We start from the raw sequence: 16948 nt of genomic DNA, 5'->3' as shown, positions 1-16948 counted from the left end.
TGGCTCTTCCATGTTGGCTTCAGCAAATCCCGGAAGCGTGCGCCAGACTGTAACGTCCGTGGTTTCAACACCGTAAAACTCGTCGAATCCTTGATTCGTTGGATAGCGCCCCTCGGTCCAGTCAAGGTTCCACTTGCCGTACATAGCTGTGTTGTAGCCTACCACCTTCAGCATCTCTGCAATTGTGATTTCCCACTGAGTCAGACCGTAATCGCCACCCCCAACTGGGACGGTATGGTTGACCGTAACGTCCTGTCATGGGCACTGCGCAGGACGGTGTGCACTCGCTTCCCACGATGAAGTTCGTGAGTCGAAATCCTTCCGCAGCGAGGGTGTCCATCTCGGGGGTCGCCGCGACACGGATTATGCCGTCTCCGTGAGCCCTGGTTCGCCCCAGCCAAAATTATCTTGAAATATGAATATGATGTTGGGTTTGTCTTGAGCCGAAACGACCGAGGCAGATTAAAACGGATAAGGACATTAGAAATGTTCGCGACAAACTCTTTACGGCAACGCCTCGGATCAAAATCTCGGTTTCAAGACTGGCGAGCCAAGTCACCAGTCGTCAAGAACGTCCACTCGTAGGTGCGCTTTTCACCGCGTCCGAGCGTCAAAGTTTTGGGCGAAGCTGCGGTCCGGGACTAGTCGAACCTCACCCGGAATCTCTAAGCTCACATAAAAAACCCTTGTTTTCCTTGACGAACAGCCGGGTCAGATGTTGCCATAGACTAGAATTCAGCTCGGCTGGGAGGTTCAAATGAAGATTTTTCTTAAGACATCGACAGCAATAGTTTCCGCAGCGTTCATAGCAAGCTCTTCAAATGCTCAAGACGCTGCACAAGGCGGGCAAGTTGGAGAGATGACCATATCAGTTGATGATATGCGTGAACCAGCGCCTACAGATTTTTCGCCGTATGCAGGTCGAGATTTTCCGACACGCCCGCTATGGGGTGACACTCACCTGCACACGTCAAACTCGCTCGACGCCCGCGGATTTGGCGTCATTCTGAGCCCAGACGATGCCTATAGGTTTGCACGTGGTGAGGAAGTCACAACATCGCATGGCCTCCGTGTGAAGCTGTCGCGTCCGCTCGATTGGCTTGTCGTATCCGATCACTCTGATGCCATGGGGGCTATGAATGAGATCGTGGCGGGGAACTCCACACTGATGCGTGACCCAACGCTTCGAGACTGGAACGAACGCCTCAACGCCGGCGGAGACGTCGCTTTGGGTGCAACCATGGAAGTTATTGAAACCTTTGCTGGCATCACCGGGGATGCTCTGCCCGAGGCTGTTTCAGATCGCAGGTTTGTACAATCCATATGGGACGAGTTCACGCAAACTGCGGATCATCACAACGCCCCTGGCACATTCACTGCGTTCATTGGATACGAATGGACGTCCACAGAAGCTGGCAACAACCTCCACCGCAATGTGATCTACCGAGATGATGCCATTCGCGCGCGGCAAATGCTGCCCTTCACAACCGCAGAAACCTTTAATCCGGAAAGATTGTGGGACTGGATGGAAACATATGAACAAGAGACTGGTGGTCGTGTACTGGCCCTTGCTCATAACGGCAACGTCTCTAACGGCCTGATGTTTCCGGTCGAGACAAACCCTGAAACGGGTGAGCCTTTGACAGAAGATTACGCGGAGCGGCGTGCCAAGTGGGAGCCGATGTATGAGATCACCCAAATCAAAGGTGACGGAGAAACGCATCCGTTTCTAAGCCCAAACGATGAGTTCGCGGACTATGAAACTTGGGACAAATCCAACCTCGGCCCAACGCCCAAAGAGGATTGGATGCTTCAGTACGAGTATGCCCGAGAGGCTCTGAAGAACGGACTGAAGCTTGAGGCTCAACTAGGCACAAATCCATACAAATTCGGAGTGGTAGGTTCGACAGACAGCCATACCGCTTTGGCAACGGCGGAAGAAGACAACTTCTTTGGCAAACATTCTGGCGTCGAACCCGAGCCCGGTCGTTGGCAGCACGTCGTTGGTGAGTTCGATACGACAAGAATTCTTGGATGGGAAATGGCAGCGTCTGGTTACGCCGCAGTCTGGGCCGAAGATAACACGCGCGAAGCAATATTCGACGCAATGGAACGGAAAGAAGTCTATGGGACGACCGGCAGCCGAATTGCAGTTCGCTTCTTTGGCGGCTGGGACTTTACCGAAGCTGATGCAAGGTCTCGTTTGCCCGCCGAAATAGGATATGAAAAAGGCGTTCCGATGGGAGGGGACCTCGCAGATGCAACAGAAGGCGCGGACGCCCCAACATTCCTGGTTGCTGCGCTGAAAGATCCGTTTTCCGGCAATCTCGACCGAGTTCAGATTGTGAAAGGTTGGTTAAATGCCAATGGCGAAACTGAAGAGCGGGTCTATGACGTGGCGTGGTCGGGAGACCGAAAACTTGATGCGGACGGCAAGCTGCCAGCGGTTGGGAACACCGTGGATGTTGCAACGGGCACGTTTACCAATTCGATAGGGTCTCCGGAGCTGATCAGTGTTTGGACGGATCCTGAATTCGATCCTTCAGTTAGGGCTTTCTACTATGCCCGTGTCCTAGAGATTCCCACTCCGAGGTGGACAATTTACGACGCCGTTCGGTTTGGAGACGAGGTGCCTGCCGAGGTGCCTACGTCAACGCAGGAACGTGCTTACACTTCGCCAATTTGGTATACTCCCAAAGGCTGAAATGTAACTCGTCCTTATGTTGGTGTCGTAAAAATCCGGCTGTTACTGTCGCCGCAACATCGGGCTAGTCGGATTGTGCGAACGTCCACCTAGGGCTTCGAGCAGACATCGAAACACTCCAGTCGAGGGACTGCTTTGTGTCGGTACTGGCCACTACCGATTCAACGGATCAACTCCTGCAGTGTCCTAAAATCCTCGCTGCTTTCGGGTTCACCTCAAGGGCGATGACAGGCACGCAAAGAAAATCGCTATGTTGACCGGTCAGTGATGACGCGCGGCGCATCAGTATGCTGTGTAAGAGAATAGCTTTTTGAGACTATGTACAAGCCGAATGGCTCGTGAGTCCCAACGCAAATTTGTGTGACGCTGCCTCTTGCGGATCAAATAGGGAAATCGTCTGACGCTGATTGAAACCTCAAAATCCCCAAACAATTATCATGATTATCAAATTTTTGCAGAGAGAGCTGTCGCCTCCTTACGGCTGGTTCGATCCTCAGAACCGGAGCATACGTAAACGCGTACGGCTTTTCTTCAGGAGCACACATGAGCAAGCAATACTACGCACCCCATGGCGGACACCCCGGACAAGACCAGCTGTTGACGGACCGCGCCGTGTTTACGGATGCTTATGCCGTGATCCCCAAGGGCACCATGCGGGACATCGTGACGAGCTTTCTGCCGTTCTGGGACGATACGCGCCTATGGGTGATTTCGCGCCCACTGACAGGATTTGCCGAGACCTTCTCGCAATATATCGTGGAGGTGCAGCCGGGCGGAGGCTCGGACCGGCCCGAAACCGACCCCGAGGCCCAAGGCGTTCTGTTCGTAGTCGAAGGCACCGCAACGCTGATCGCTGCAGGTACGCGCCATGAGCTGACCCCCGGCGGCTATGCCTATCTGCCGCCCGGATGCGATTGGACCCTGCGTAACCACTCCGATGACACCTTGCGGTTCCATTGGATTCGCAAAGCCTATGAGGCCGTTGAGGGGTTGGGCACTCCAGATGTCCTTGTGCTGAATGAAAACGATATCGCGCCGACTCCAATGCCTGGCACAGATGGCAAATGGGCGACAACGCGATTTGTCGACCCGAATGACCTGCGCCACGACATGCATGTCACCGTGGTGACATTCGAACCCGGTGCGGTCATCCCTTTCCTCGAAACCCATGTGATGGAACACGGCCTCTACGTGCTTGAGGGTAAGGCGGTGTACCGGTTGAACAATGACTGGGTCGAGGTCGAGGCGGGAGACTACATGTGGCTGCGTGCATTCTGCCCACAGGCCTGTTATGCAGGTGGTCCGGGAAAGTTCCGGTACCTGCTTTATAAGGATGTAAACCGACACATGCCGCTGCGCCTTGGATCGGCTGCAAACCGGCGTTAGGGAGCAGTCAACTAACGGTTCCTCCGATGGCCTGAGACAACGCTTGGCCCGCCTCAATCACGGGGCGGCTGAGCTGTTCGATCCCGTTCTCGCGCACCCGGCTGGTAGGTCCCGAGACGGAAATCCCCGCAACCGCTTCGCCGTTCACGTCGAACACCGGCGCAGCGATACAGCGCATGCCCTCGTTCTTTTCCTCATTGTCGATCGAAAAGCCTCGCGCACGGATAGAAGTTAGGTCCTGTTTCAGACTCTCTACAGTCGTGATCGACCGGTCCGTGAACGCCTGCAGTTGGACCGAAGCCAGCAATCTGTCCAACCGGTCTTCATCCATATGCGCCAGCAGGACCTTCCCGATCCCCGATGCGTGCATGGGCGACAGTGTTCCGGGCGGAAAGAAGGCCCGAATGCTGGCATGCGTTTCGACTTGGCTTAGAAACAGGACTGAGCCTTCTTTCTGAATGCCTAAATTGGCCGTCTCACCCGTGGCTTCCATCAGCTTGCGCATCACCGGTCTTGCCCGATCAACAAGGCTGGTGCGCCTTAGGAATCGCGAGCCTATGACGAAGGCACGGGGGCCGATATGCCAAATCTGCTCGACGGGATCGAACTCTACTAGGCCCCTACCCTCAAGCGTGACAAGGATGCGATAGACCGTGGCCGGGGACTGCTGCATTTCGTCGGACAGCATCGTCAATGACTTGCCTTGCGCCTCGCTCAGATACTCGAAAACCTCCATCGCTCGGTCGAGGGATTTGATCGTGTTCTGAGCCGTTTTGTCATCCCAACCCCGCGGCCTTCCCCTGGCTTTGCGAAGGGAGCCAGCACCATTTTTTTGAGAAACCATAAGAACCTTCGGATTTTTTCGAAATTTTAATTCATCATATGAAAAACATAAGATACTGACAACTATAATTTAAATCGCGACTATTAGTTTTTGAAAATCGTTTTCAAAAAAATTTAAAATCAAGGAGCTTGGCCTTAGGATGTCTCCAACGACGGAAGGAGACCATCCATGAGCTTTCAAAACCCCGTTTTCATTCCGGGCCCGACCAATATCCCTGAAAGCCTGCGCAAGGCTTGTGACATGCCCACGATCGACCACAGGTCGCCGCTGTTTGGGCAAATCCTGCACCCTGCCCGCGCAGGTGTTCGGAAAGTTCTGAAAAGCGACAGCGCCGAGGTGTTCATCTTTCCCTCGACCGGGACAGGCGGCTGGGAAACAGCCTTGACCAATACCCTATCCGCCGGAGACAAGGTTCTGGCCGCGCGCAACGGCATGTTTAGCCATCGCTGGATCGACATGTGCCAGCGCCATGGGTTGAATGTAGAGATCGTCGAGACTCCGTGGGGCCAAGGCCTGCCTGCTGATCGCTACGAAGAGATCTTGACCGCCGATGCGAACCACCAGATCAAAGCCGTTCTTGCCACGCACAACGAAACGGCGACTGGCGTAAAGTCGGACATCGCTGCTGTGCGCAAGGCGCTGAACGCGGCAGGGCATCCTGCGCTGCTGTTCGTTGATGGTGTTTCGTCCATCGCGTCGATGGATTTCCGCTTTGATGAATGGGGCGTCGATGTGGCCGTCACCGGATCGCAAAAAGGGTTCATGCTGCCTGCTGGCCTCGCGATCGTCGGCTTTAGCCAGAAGGCGATGGAGGCGACCAGAACCGGCACCCTGCCCCGCACCTTCTTTGACGTCCATGATATGGCCAAGGGATACGCAAACAACGCCTATCCCTACACGCCTGCCGTCGGCTTGATGAATGGCCTAAACCAGGCCTGCGACATGTTGCTGAAGGAAGGGTTGGAGAACGTCTTTGCCCGCCATACCCGCATCGCCGAAGGGGTGCGTGCCGCTGTTGGCGCATGGGGGCTGGAGCTTTGTGCCGCGAACCCCTCGGTTTATTCCGACACGGTCAGCGCGATCCGTACACCGGATGGTTTCAACGCAACCGATATCGTCACCCATGCCGCCGAGAAATACGGCGTGGCCTTTGGCGTCGGCCTTGGCGAAGTCGCTGGCAAAGTCTTCCGGATCGGACATCTGGGCAGCCTGACCGACGTCATGGCCTTGTCGGGGATCGCGACAGCCGAAATGTGCATGGTCGATCTGGGCCTCAACATCCAACTGGGCTCGGGCGTGGCGGCGGCGCAGGAATACTATCGCGGCCATCCAGCCGCCGTTCAGAAGGACGCTGCATGATGAAGGACCTCTCCATGTATATCCCGACCTATCAGGACATGCTCAAAGCGCATGCCCGGATTGAGCCTTACATCCGACGGACCCCGGTTCGAACCTCGGACTACCTGAACGAATTGACGGGCGCCCAGCTGTTCTTCAAATGCGAGAACTTTCAGGAACCGGGCGCCTTTAAGGTACGCGGCGCCACCAACGCAGTGTTCGGCCTTAATGAGGAACAAGCGAAGAAGGGTGTTGCCACCCATTCCTCCGGCAACCACGCGTCGTGCCTGTCCTATGCCGCATCGAGGCGCGGTATTCCGTGCAACGTGGTGATGCCGCGCACGGCGCCTCAGGCCAAGAAAGACACGGTGCGTCGCTATGGAGGCAAAATCACCGAGTGTGAGCCCTCGACCACCTCGCGCGAGGCGACTTTCGCGCAGGTTCAGGCGGCCACGGGTGGGGATTTTGTCCACCCATACAACGATCCGCGGGTGATCGCCGGACAGGGCACCTGCTCGCGCGAGTTCATCGAGCAGACCGATGGTCTGGATGCGGTGGTTGCCCCCATCGGCGGCGGCGGCATGGTGTCCGGCACTTGCTTGACCCTGTCCACCCTGGCGCCCGAAACCGCAATCATTGCGGCGGAACCCGAAAAGGCCGACGACGCTTATCGCAGTTTCAAGGCGGGCCACATCATCGCCGATGATGCGCCGAAGACCATTGCTGACGGCCTGTTGGTGCCCCTGAAAGACCTGACATGGCACTTCGTTTCGAACCACGTCTCCGAGATCTACACGGCCTCGGAGCAAGAGATCATCGACGCGATGAAGCTGACGTGGAAACACCTTCGGATCGTGATGGAGCCGTCCTCGGCCGTGCCTCTGGCCACGATCCTCAAGAACCCCGACGCGTTCAAAGGCAAGCGGGTCGGCCTGATCATCACCGGTGGCAATGTCGATCTGGACAAGCTGCCCTGGCTTAACACCTGACCCGGTCGCAACAGACATCAATCCCGACACAGGAATACGGACATGAAAGATATGACCAATCTCGACGCATTCGAAGTAGGCTATGACATTCCGGCCAAGCCCGGAATGGATGAAGCAGATATCCAGACCCCCAGCCTTGTGCTGGATCTCGATGCGCTTGAACGCAACATCAAGAAGATGGGCGACTATGCTAAGGCCCACGGTATGCGCCACCGAGTCCACGGCAAAATGCACAAATCCGTCGATGTGGCGAAACTTCAGGAACGCATCGGCGGAGCAGTGGGCGTGTGCTGTCAGAAGGTCTCAGAGGCCGAAGTTTTCGTGCGCGGTGGGATAAAGGACGTATTGGTATCAAACCAGGTGCGTGACCCCGCCAAGATCGACCGCCTGGCCAGCCTACCAAAACTCGGCAGCCGCATCATCGTATGTGTCGACGATGTTGACAATGTCGCCGATCTTTCCGGAGCAGCCGTCGATCACGGCACTCAGCTTGAGGTCTTCGTCGAGATCGACTGCGGAGCGGGACGGTGCGGGGTGACCACAACACCTCAGGTGATCGAAATTGCCAAAGCGGTCGAGGCGGCCGACAACCTCAAATTCACCGGCATTCAGGCCTATCAGGGTGCGATGCAGCATCTCGACAGCTTTGATGCGCGCAAGGAAAAGCTGGATACCGCAATTGCGATGGTCAAAGACGCCGTTGACGGCCTGAAAGCCGAAGGCATCGATTGCGAGCTGGTTTCGGGCGGCGGCACTGGCTCCTACTACTTCGAATCCAACTCTGGCGTATATAATGAGCTTCAATGTGGGTCTTACGCCTTCATGGATGCCGATTACGGTCGCATTCTGGACAAGGACGGTAATCGCATCGACCGGGGTGAGTGGGAGAACGCTCTGTTCATCCTGACCAGCGTCATGAGTCACGCCAAAGCGGACAAGGCGATCGTCGATGCAGGCCTCAAGGCGCAATCGGTAGACAGCGGCTTACCGGTGGTGTTTGGGCGCGACGATGTTGAGTACATCAAATGCTCGGACGAGCATGGCGTTGTGATGGATACGGACGGTGTTCTCAAGGTCAACGACAAGCTCAAGCTGGTGCCGGGTCACTGCGACCCAACAGCCAATGTGCATGATTGGTATGTCGGCGTGCGCAACGGCAAGGTCGAGGCCGTCTGGCCCGTATCCGCCCGCGGCCGCGCCTACTAAGGCCAAAAAAATCAAAGAAATCTGGCTCGACAGCAGCCTGAGCCTCGCCCGTGTGCCGCCTCTCCCTTCAGGACAAGCGCACGGGCGAACGAATTCCAAGTGGAGACTGACATGTTGATCGTACCCGAGCGTGAGATCGCCGGATTGATGACCCGCCAAGCGGCCTTTGATGCCGTCGAAAGCGTCTTTGCGGCGATGGCCGCAGGTGATGCCTATAACTTCCCTGTCGTGCGTGAGGCCATCGGCCACGAAGACGCTCTATATGGCTTCAAAGGTGGTTTTGACCGAGCCGGCCTGACGTTGGGCCTGAAGGCCGGTGGCTACTGGCCGAACAATCTTGAGAAACGCGGGTTGATCAACCACCAATCCACGGTTTTCCTGTTCGATCCCGACACCGGCAAACCTTCGGCGATGGTTGGCGGCAACCTGCTGACGGCGCTGCGCACAGCGGCGGCCTCGTCCGTGTCGATCAAACATCTGGCCCGCGCAGATGCCAAAGTGATTGGCATGATCGGGGCGGGCCATCAGGCCGGTTTTCAACTGCGCGCCGCGCTGGAACAGCGTAGCTTTGAAAAGGTCATTGGCTGGAATTACCACCCGGAAATGCTGCCCAATATCGAGAAAGTCGCTGCAGAGGCAGGCGTCCCGTTTGAGGCGGTCGAACTTGACGGAATGACCGAAGCGGATGTGATCATCTCAATCACTTCGGCCTTTGCGCCGTCGTTGATGTCGCACCATGTCAGCCCCGGAACGCATGTGGCCTGCATGGGAACAGACACCAAAGGCAAGCAAGAGGTCGAATCCGCCCTGTTGGCCAAGGCGCGCGTTTTCACAGACGAGGTCGCGCAATCTGTCACCATTGGCGAGGCACAGCACGCCGTCGCCGAAGGCCTGATCAGCCAAAGCGACGTCGCTCAGCTTGGCGCGGTCATCAATGGAACGCATGAGGGTCGATCGGCGCATGATCAGATCACATTGTTCGACGGCACAGGCGTTGGCCTGCAGGATCTTGCGGTGGCTGCAGCGGTGGTCGACCTTGCCGTAGAAAGAGGGATCGCTATCGAGGTTGATTTCTGACCTCGCTGGTACCTGTTTCCGAGCGGCAAGTCGCCCCTCGGTTTGCAACGGCCGGGGTTCGTGCCCCGGCCAATGTCATTCCACCCGGAAGATTTTGCTAGGCGTTGAATTTTCGCTGGATTGCCAGCCTCATGCGCAGGGAAGTTGCGATACCCTGCGCATCTTAAGACGATCTATTCGACGACAAGGAATGGTATCTCGAACCAATGCTCCTGCAGGTTAGATCCAGTTCCAATTCTATCCACGACCGCAAAAAGCCCCGGATCATGGAGCGGCGTCAGCACGCCGTGCCACGTGTTGCGGTGATAATTCACCCCCTGCCCCGGCGCAGTTTTGAACGCAATCGGGTGGCCGGGTTTTCCGTCTTCATCGGGGGCCACAACCACAACGAACGGCTTTTCGGACAATGGCAGAAACGCCTGGCTGCCCTCAGGGTGACGCTCCATCATATCCAACCTGATCGGCAGGCTGAAAGCCTCGGACTGGAACACGCTGATCCCGGCGCGGCCGTCCTGGAAATCCAACTCCGCGCGGTCATGATAGCGGGCGCATTTGCCCTGATTGATGTACTTGTCCACTTCACCCCCCGCTTGGATCACATCTCCAAACGGCGCAAAGGAATCGGAGGTCAGGGGCTGCAGCTTCAGCTCGATGGTCATTCCGAGAACTTCTCGATCAAGCGCAGCTCGGCGATCCTTTCGACCTGACGACAGGCTTCGTCGAACTCGGTGTCCCGATCACTGTTAATGCGGCGGTGAAAGGCCTCCAAGATGCTGGCCTTCGTGTTGTCCTTGACGGCGATGATGAAGGGAAAGCCGAATTTGGTGGTATAGGCCTCATTCAACGCGGTAAAGGTTTCGCGTTCTTCATCTGTCAGCATATCCAGACCGGCCCCGGCCTGTTCCGCCGTGCTTTCCTTGGTCAGCCGCCCGGCGGCGGCAAGCTTGCCCGCCAGATCCGGGTGCGCCGTCAGGACGCCAAGGCGCTGTTCGGACGTGGCGGTGCGGAATACACGCGCAAGCGCATTGTGGACACCGGCCGCATTGTCATGGGTCGGTCCGAGTTCAAGGTCAAACGCGCCTTCGGCAATCCATGGGCTGTGTTCGAACACGCCGCCAAATTCGGACACAAAGGTAGGCTGGTCCATTTCGGACGGGGTGAGGCGTTGCATCGGCGGGTGTTCCTTTGCCCAGTGATCGGCAATCTGTTCACGCGTCGCGAACCAGACACCATCATGTTGTCTGAAATAGTCCAGCGCGCGTTTCAGCGCCATGGCGCGACCCGGACGACCGATCAAGCGGCAGTGCAACCCGATCGAGAGCATTTTCGGCATACCCACCGTGCCCTCGGCATAGAGCATGTCAAAACTGTCTTTCAGATAGCTTTCGAACTGCTCGCCATTTGTGTATCCGGCCTGAATCGCAAAACGCATATCGTTGCAATCCATCGTATAGGGCACGATCAGCTGATCCTTGCGCCCTGCCTTGATCCAATAGGGCAGATCATCGGCATAGCTGTCCGCGATATAGGCAAAGTCACCCTCTTCAGCGGCAAGATCGATCGTATTCATGGAACACCGACCCGTGTACCAACCGCGCGGAGGCTGGCCGGTGACTTCCGTATGCAAACGGATGGCTTCGCGGATTTGGGCACGCTCATCTTGCGGATCCATATCCTTGTGTTCGATCCATTTCAGCCCGTGGCTCGCGATCTCCCAGCCTGCATGCTTCATCGCCGCAACCTGCGCCGGGGCACGTGCCAGAGCGGTCGCCACGCCATAAACGGTCACAGGCAGGTCCTGCAAAAGGTGGTGAACACGCCAGAACCCGGCACGGCTGCCGTATTCGTAAATCGATTCCATGTTCCAGTGTCGCTGCCCCGGCCAGGGGGCCGCGCCGGTGATCTCGGACAGAAACGCCTCGGAAGCGGCATCACCGTGCAAGATGTTGTTTTCGCCACCTTCTTCATAGTTCAATACGATCTGAATCGCGATCCGGGCCCCATTCGGCCAGTTGGCTTTCGGCATTTGACTGCCATAGCCGGTCATATCTCGTGGATAAGGCTTCACATCTGTTTCCTTCTTCTTGAGTTCCTCAATACTCCGGACAATCAAAGAAATTTTTCAAAAAATACGAAAAGCAGCTTCGGATAGTCTGGCTTTGCCCTCGGACGAGAAAACAGACTAAGGAATAAGCAACTTTAGGAGTGGCACAAATGACCGGTTACCTTACCACACATGTCCTGGATACTGCGCGGGGATGTCCCGCCGAAGGACTGAAAATCGAGCTGTACCGCATCAATGGCACAGACCGCACCTTGCTGAAAGCACTGGTAACAAATGACGACGGCAGAACCGACGAACAGATTCTGCCGCAATCCGAGTTTTCAACGGGCGAGTTTGAGCTGATCTTCTATGCCGGCGCGTACCTTGACGCGTCGGGCACGCCGCCCGAGAACCCTCGCTTTCTGGATGTGATACCGATCCGGTTCGGGATGTCCGAACAGTCTCACTATCATGTGCCTCTGCTTCTTTCCCCTTTTGGATACTCGACCTACCGCGGCAGCTGAGGCCTTGTCGCTCTAGGTGTTCGCAGCGGCGATCGAGGATCCGATACGCTCTATGATGAACTCCATGAAAAGCCGCGTTTTGGGGTCTTGCATACGACGGTGTGTGAACAGACACGCCATCTGAATGGGTTCCGGCGGCGTTTCTGTTGCGACCGGAACCAGATTTCCGGCCGTAAGGTGCTGTGCAATCTCAAAGATCGGCTTAAGCGCGATCCCGTGACCCGCAAGTGCCCAATCCGTCAACACATCGCCATCGTCCGATTCATAGCGGCCAGAGACACGGAATCGCTTTGGCCCTGTTTGAGTCCTGAGAAGCCATTGAAACTCGGTCGCGCCCGGAAAGCGCAGGTTGAGGCATTCGTGATTGTCGGCGATCAAATCGTCTCCACTTGCCGGCATTCCGCGTTTTTTGATGTATTTTGGGGATGCGCACAGCACTCTTTCAACATCTGCGATCTTGCGAATGCGCAAGTTGCTGTCCTCGGGCTGCCCTAGGAAAAACGCAAGATCCAGACCTTCTGTTGTCAGGTCGACTTTGCGATCTGTGAGCCTCAGCCTGACACTGACCTCGGGGTACTCGGCCAGAAACTTTGGCACCTGCGGCGCGATCAGCCTGCGACCGACGCCCAATGGCGCGGCGACATAGAGGGATCCTTTTAGATTCTCGGTAATATTGACGATCTGAGCCTCGGCATTTTCGACGGCTTCAAGGATCTCAGCAGCCCCCCGATAGAAGGATTGTCCCTGTTCTGTCGGCGTCAGGCTACGCGTCGTGCGTTGAAAGAGCCGCACGCCAAGATGCTCTTCCAGTTGCGATATTCGCGCCGAGGTGACAGCCGGAGAAACCCTCAGATCACGGCCTGCGGCGGACATACTGCCCAACTCGTAGACTCGGACAAAGGTTCTGATGTTATCTAGATAGGACATTTTTTTGCATTTTTTGATACTGCTTGGTCTTTGCTAGCAATACCAGAACAAAGCAGTCTCGCATAGAGTGAGCGGAAGCAAAGAATCTTAGGAGCAAACCCATGTATGATCTGGCCGTAATGTGGGAGTGGATCGCCTTTTCCGTCCGCTGGCTGCATGTGATCACTGCGATGGCGTGGATTGGGGCATCTTTCTACTTTATCGCATTGGACCTAATGCTTAAGCCGAACCCAGCGTTGCCGGATGGGGCCTATGGCGAAGAATGGGAGGTCCATGGGGGCGGGTTTTACCACACCGTAAAATACCTGGTGGCCCCCGCCCGGATGCCCGAGCATCTGACCTGGCACAAATGGCAAAGCTACACCACATGGCTGTCCGGCGCCGCGCTTCTGATGATTATCTATTGGGTCGGAGGAGAGCTGTTCCTGCTGGACCCAACCAAGGTCGATCTGGCGCTGTGGCAGGGAATTCTGATCTCGGGCGGGTCACTGACCATCGGTTGGCTGCTCTATGACCAAATGTGCAAATCCAAGCTGAGCGATCATCCCACCATTCTGATGCTGTTGTTGTTCGTGATCCTGGTGATCATGTCCTGGGGCTATAACCAGATATTCACCGGACGGGCCGCGCTGCTGCATCTTGGGGCGTTTACCGCAACGATCATGACGGCCAATGTGTTCTTTCAGATCATGCCGAACCAGCGCATCGTGGTCGCAGACCTCAAGGCAGGTCGGACACCGGACGCCAAGTACGGCAAGATTGCCAAGGTACGCTCGACCCATAATAACTATCTGACCTTGCCGGTCGTGTTCCTGATGCTGTCGAACCACTACCCGCTGGCCTTCGGCACCGAGTATTCATGGGTCATTGCAAGCCTGATCTTCCTGACCGGGGTCACCATTCGCCACTACTTCAACACGATGCATGCGACTGGAACAGGCCCTCATTGGACCTGGGCAGTCACGGTCCTTCTGATGATCGCGATTGCATGGCTGTCCTCGGTCCGGTCCGGCGAGACATGGGAAGATGCGGAAGCGCGCGAACTGACACCCTATGAACAGAAATTCGCCTCGGCCGAGGGGTTCGAGGCCGCTTATGACTCGGTTCTTGGCAATTGCTCCATGTGTCACGCACGCGAGCCGGTCTACGGCACAATGAAATGGGCGCCCAAGAAAGTGTATCTTGAAACGCCCGGCGATGTCGCCCGTCAGGCTGATCAAATCTATCTGCAGGCCGGGATCAGCCACGCGATGCCGCCGCCAGCTGCGGTTCAAATGGACGATGAAGCCCGTCAGACCATCATCGCATGGGTGCGTGAAGTCAGAGGCCAGTAGATCCCGACGTGTAGCAGGTGATACAGGGCCACGCCTGCTGCTCTATCCAAAGAACCTTTTGCTGTTTTTCGCGATGTGTTCGACGAACAGGCGTACTTTGGGATCCTGAAGTTTTTTATGCGGATAGAGGCAGCCGAAGATGGTCGGCAATGGCGGTGTCGCGGGTAGAACCTCAACCAACTGGCCTGACGCGAGATACTCTTTCACATCAAAGCGCGGTTTGTTGACGATCCCCTTGCCTGCCAAAGCCCAATCCGTCAGGACGTCGCCATCATCCGCATCGTATTTGCCCCGAACCTCAAGTTTGCGCGGGCCCATGTCGGTGTTCAAAGTCCAGAAATACTCGGGCGATCTGGGATAGCGAAGCAGCAGGCAATTGTGCTGAGAATGCAATAGGTCATCCGGCGTTTTGGGTACGCCGAAATTTGACAGATATTCGGGCGAGGCACATAGCAGCCGGTCACAATCCGCGAATTTCCGCAGTTTCATAGTGGAATCGCCCGGCTCTCCGATAAAGAACGCAATATCCAAACCATCGGCCATCATGTCCACTTTGCGGTCGGACAGTCGCATGCGGATCTCGGTCTCTGGATAACGCTCCGAAAAATCCGGGACCAAAGGCGCTACGATCCTCCGTCCCACCCCCAACGGCGCTGTTATGCGGATTGCGCCTCGAGGGGCGTCCGAAAAACTGGCGACGCGCGCCTCGGCGTGGTCCAGTGCCAGCAAAACGGCCTTGGCCTCATCATAGAAAACCTCGCCGACCTCTGTTGCCGTCATCGAGCGGGTTGTTCTGTTGAACAGGCGCACGCCCAGATGGTTCTCCAGCTCTTTCAGACGTTTGCTGGCCACCGCGGGTGTCAGCCGCAGGTCACGGCCGCCGGACGTGATGCTTCCCAGCTCCATCACCCTCACGAAGACCCGCAAGCTTTCGATGTATGACATTCATTCCTCCCCCTGCGGGAAGACTGCGACGGTGGGATTTCTTTTTCAACGTTTTGTTGAAAGTATTTGTCATTTCCGACGATTTTAAGACTCAATCTCTGACTCTATGGTCCTGCGGCGACCCACCCGAAGGCAGGTGTAGAGGGAGATTAGCATGACGCCGCGCACTGACATCCGATTTGTCCTGAATGGCAAGGATGTATCCGTTCCAGACGTATCAGCCGACCAGACTCTTCTGGATTTTCTACGTCTCGAGCGTCGGCTGACCGGCACCAAGGAAGGCTGCGCCGAAGGGGATTGCGGTGCATGTACCGTGCTTGTCGGGCGGCTTGGGCGGACAGGTCTTTCCTATGCCCCAGTGAATGCATGCATTCGGTTCCTCGCTTCTTTGGACGGCTGCCATGTCGTGACGGTTGAGTATCTGTCCGGCCCCGACGGTCACCTTCATCCGGTACAGCAAGCCATGGTTGATCATCACGGCAGCCAGTGCGGGTTCTGCACGCCGGGCTTCGTCATGGCGCTCTACGCGCTGTGGATGCAAACGCCCGAACCAACAGAGGCGCAGGTCGAAACCGCCTTGCAGGGCAATTTGTGCCGCTGCACCGGGTATGAGCCGATCATTCGGGCGGCTGTTGCTGTTAGTCGCTATGGCACCCCGGCCTCGGACCACCTGAACACCGAACGCGAGGCCATGACAGGTCGTCTGGCAGCACTGAAAGACGGTCGCCGCGTCGTCTCGGGTCCGAAGGACAATCTGAGCATCCTTCCCTCCAGCGTGGATGATCTGGCCGAATGCCTGCAGACTTACCCAGAGGCCACTATCGTCGCGGGCGCAACGGATGTGGGCCTTTGGGTCACGAAATTCCTGCGCAACATTGGACCGGCGATCTTTACCGGACATCTCGAAGGCCTGAAAACGGTCAAAAAACAGGGCCAGCACCTGCTGATCGGAGCAGGTGCCAGCTACACCGATTGCCAAGATCTGCTGTCCCAGCATCTACCGCACCTAACCTCCTACTGGGATCGTATTGCCGGGTGGCAGGTGCGCAATATGGGCACAGTGGGCGGCAACATCGCCAATGGCTCCCCCATCGGGGACACCCCGCCCGTCCTGATCGCGCTTGGAGCGGAAATCACGCTGCGCCGAGGGTCGGATGTCCGGACCATGCCGCTAGAGACTTTCTTCATCGACTACGGCAAACAGGATCGACAGCTGGACGAATTTGTCGAAAGCATCTGCGTTCCCCTGCCCCAGCCAAAAGACCTGAACGCCGCCTACAAGATCTCGAAGCGCCGGGATGAGGATATCTCCTCGGTCGCGGCGGGCATTCATATGTCGGTTGAAGATGGCATCATCCGCGACGCCCGCATCGCTATGGGTGGCATGGCCGCGACGCCAAAACGCGCAGCAACTGCCGAGGCCGCTCTGAACGGTCAGCCCTGGTCGCGGGAAAGTTTCGAAGCGGCGGCAACGGCTCTGGCTCAGGATTTCTCCCCCCTGACCGATTGGCGAGCCTCGTCCGACTATCGGATGCTGACGGCCCAGAACCTGCTGCGTCGGTTCTTTCTCGAACATGACGCCCAGACCGACACCCCCGTTCAACTGGCCTGTGCGTAACAAGGAGACGAC

15 protein-coding genes are annotated in these 16948 nt (G+C 56.7%); 9 read left to right on the top strand and 6 right to left on the bottom strand.

Annotation, left to right across the window (positions count from 1 at the left end; all coding sequences use genetic code 11):
• On the bottom strand, nt 1-204 hold a 204-nt coding region (locus ACR0NO_RS14140; protein ID WP_480724400.1), incomplete at its 3' end, for a sulfatase-like hydrolase/transferase.
• Nucleotides 205-859: 655 nt separating this feature from the next.
• Here ACR0NO_RS14140 and ACR0NO_RS14135 point away from each other — a divergent pair.
• Together ACR0NO_RS14135 and ACR0NO_RS14130 are read left to right on the top strand one after the other, a co-directional pair.
• Nucleotides 860-2704 carry a DUF3604 domain-containing protein gene (locus ACR0NO_RS14135; RefSeq protein ID WP_480724393.1) on the top strand — a complete coding sequence of 615 codons (1845 nt, stop codon included), beginning with the start codon at nt 860-862 and terminating at the stop codon, nt 2702-2704.
• A 543-nt stretch (nt 2705-3247) separates the two neighbouring features.
• Nucleotides 3248-4090 carry a bifunctional allantoicase/(S)-ureidoglycine aminohydrolase gene (locus ACR0NO_RS14130; RefSeq protein WP_170639647.1) on the top strand — a complete coding sequence of 281 codons (843 nt, stop codon included), beginning with the start codon at nt 3248-3250 and terminating at the stop codon, nt 4088-4090.
• Nucleotides 4091-4097: 7 nt separating this feature from the next.
• Here the strand turns inward: ACR0NO_RS14130 and bhcR are convergent, their stop codons facing one another.
• Nucleotides 4098-4934, bottom strand: coding sequence for an HTH-type transcriptional regulator BhcR (gene bhcR, locus ACR0NO_RS14125; RefSeq protein ID WP_170675794.1), 837 nt, complete (start codon nt 4932-4934; stop codon nt 4098-4100).
• Between the two features lie 168 nt (nt 4935-5102).
• Here bhcR and bhcA point away from each other — a divergent pair, with 168 nt between their 5' ends.
• The 4 genes from bhcA (at nt 5103) to bhcD (ending at nt 9544) form a co-directional block, all read left to right on the top strand.
• Complete coding sequence (bhcA, locus tag ACR0NO_RS14120) at nt 5103-6293, top strand: L-aspartate--glyoxylate aminotransferase BhcA (RefSeq protein ID WP_480724392.1); 1191 nt, start codon at nt 5103-5105, stop codon at nt 6291-6293.
• Nucleotides 6293-7261 (top strand): beta-hydroxyaspartate dehydratase BhcB, encoded by a 969-nt coding sequence (gene bhcB / locus ACR0NO_RS14115; RefSeq protein ID WP_480724391.1) that lies wholly within the window; start codon nt 6293-6295, stop codon nt 7259-7261. Before bhcA ends, bhcB begins: the two co-directional genes overlap by 1 nt.
• Before the next feature lie 42 nt (nt 7262-7303).
• Entirely contained in the window at nt 7304-8467 is a 1164-nt protein-coding gene (bhcC, locus tag ACR0NO_RS14110; RefSeq protein ID WP_480724390.1) for a 3-hydroxy-D-aspartate aldolase BhcC, read from the top strand.
• Between the two features lie 111 nt (nt 8468-8578).
• Entirely contained in the window at nt 8579-9544 is a 966-nt protein-coding gene (bhcD, locus tag ACR0NO_RS14105) for an iminosuccinate reductase BhcD (protein ID WP_480724389.1), read from the top strand.
• A gap of 173 nt (nt 9545-9717) precedes the next feature.
• Here bhcD and ACR0NO_RS14100 read toward each other — a convergent pair whose 3' ends face one another.
• Together ACR0NO_RS14100 and puuE are read right to left on the bottom strand one after the other, a co-directional pair.
• Nucleotides 9718-10203, bottom strand: a complete 486-nt coding sequence (locus ACR0NO_RS14100; RefSeq protein WP_170666600.1) for an ureidoglycolate lyase — start codon at nt 10201-10203, stop codon at nt 9718-9720.
• A complete protein-coding gene (puuE, locus tag ACR0NO_RS14095) occupies nt 10200-11612 on the bottom strand; it encodes an allantoinase PuuE (protein ID WP_480724388.1) in 1413 nt (470 codons plus the stop codon). The genes ACR0NO_RS14100 and puuE overlap by 4 nt, the downstream gene beginning before the upstream one ends.
• 146 nt (nt 11613-11758) lie before the next feature.
• On the opposite strand from puuE, the gene uraH reads away from it, so the two are divergent.
• Entirely contained in the window at nt 11759-12112 is a 354-nt protein-coding gene (uraH, locus tag ACR0NO_RS14090) for a hydroxyisourate hydrolase (protein ID WP_480724387.1), read from the top strand.
• 12 nt (nt 12113-12124) lie between these two features.
• Here uraH and ACR0NO_RS14085 read toward each other — a convergent pair whose 3' ends face one another.
• Nucleotides 12125-13039 (bottom strand): LysR family transcriptional regulator, encoded by a 915-nt coding sequence (locus tag ACR0NO_RS14085; RefSeq protein WP_480724386.1) that lies wholly within the window; start codon nt 13037-13039, stop codon nt 12125-12127.
• A 101-nt stretch (nt 13040-13140) separates the two neighbouring features.
• Between ACR0NO_RS14085 and ACR0NO_RS14080 the strand changes: the two genes are divergently transcribed.
• A complete protein-coding gene (locus ACR0NO_RS14080) occupies nt 13141-14373 on the top strand; it encodes a urate hydroxylase PuuD (protein WP_480724385.1) in 1233 nt (410 codons plus the stop codon).
• Between the two features lie 42 nt (nt 14374-14415).
• Here ACR0NO_RS14080 and ACR0NO_RS14075 read toward each other — a convergent pair whose 3' ends face one another.
• Entirely contained in the window at nt 14416-15318 is a 903-nt protein-coding gene (locus tag ACR0NO_RS14075; RefSeq protein WP_170643360.1) for a LysR family transcriptional regulator, read from the bottom strand.
• Nucleotides 15319-15472: 154 nt separating this feature from the next.
• Between ACR0NO_RS14075 and xdhA the strand changes: the two genes are divergently transcribed.
• Nucleotides 15473-16936: a xanthine dehydrogenase small subunit gene (gene xdhA / locus ACR0NO_RS14070; protein ID WP_480724384.1), complete on the top strand. Its 1464-nt coding sequence runs from the start codon at nt 15473-15475 to the stop codon at nt 16934-16936.
• The last annotated feature ends 12 nt before the right edge of the window (nt 16937-16948 follow it).

The organism is Ruegeria sp. CL3 (assembly GCF_056536505.1).
Note: the sequence above shows the minus strand (reverse complement) of the source record. Positions and strands in the feature narration are given on the sequence as shown.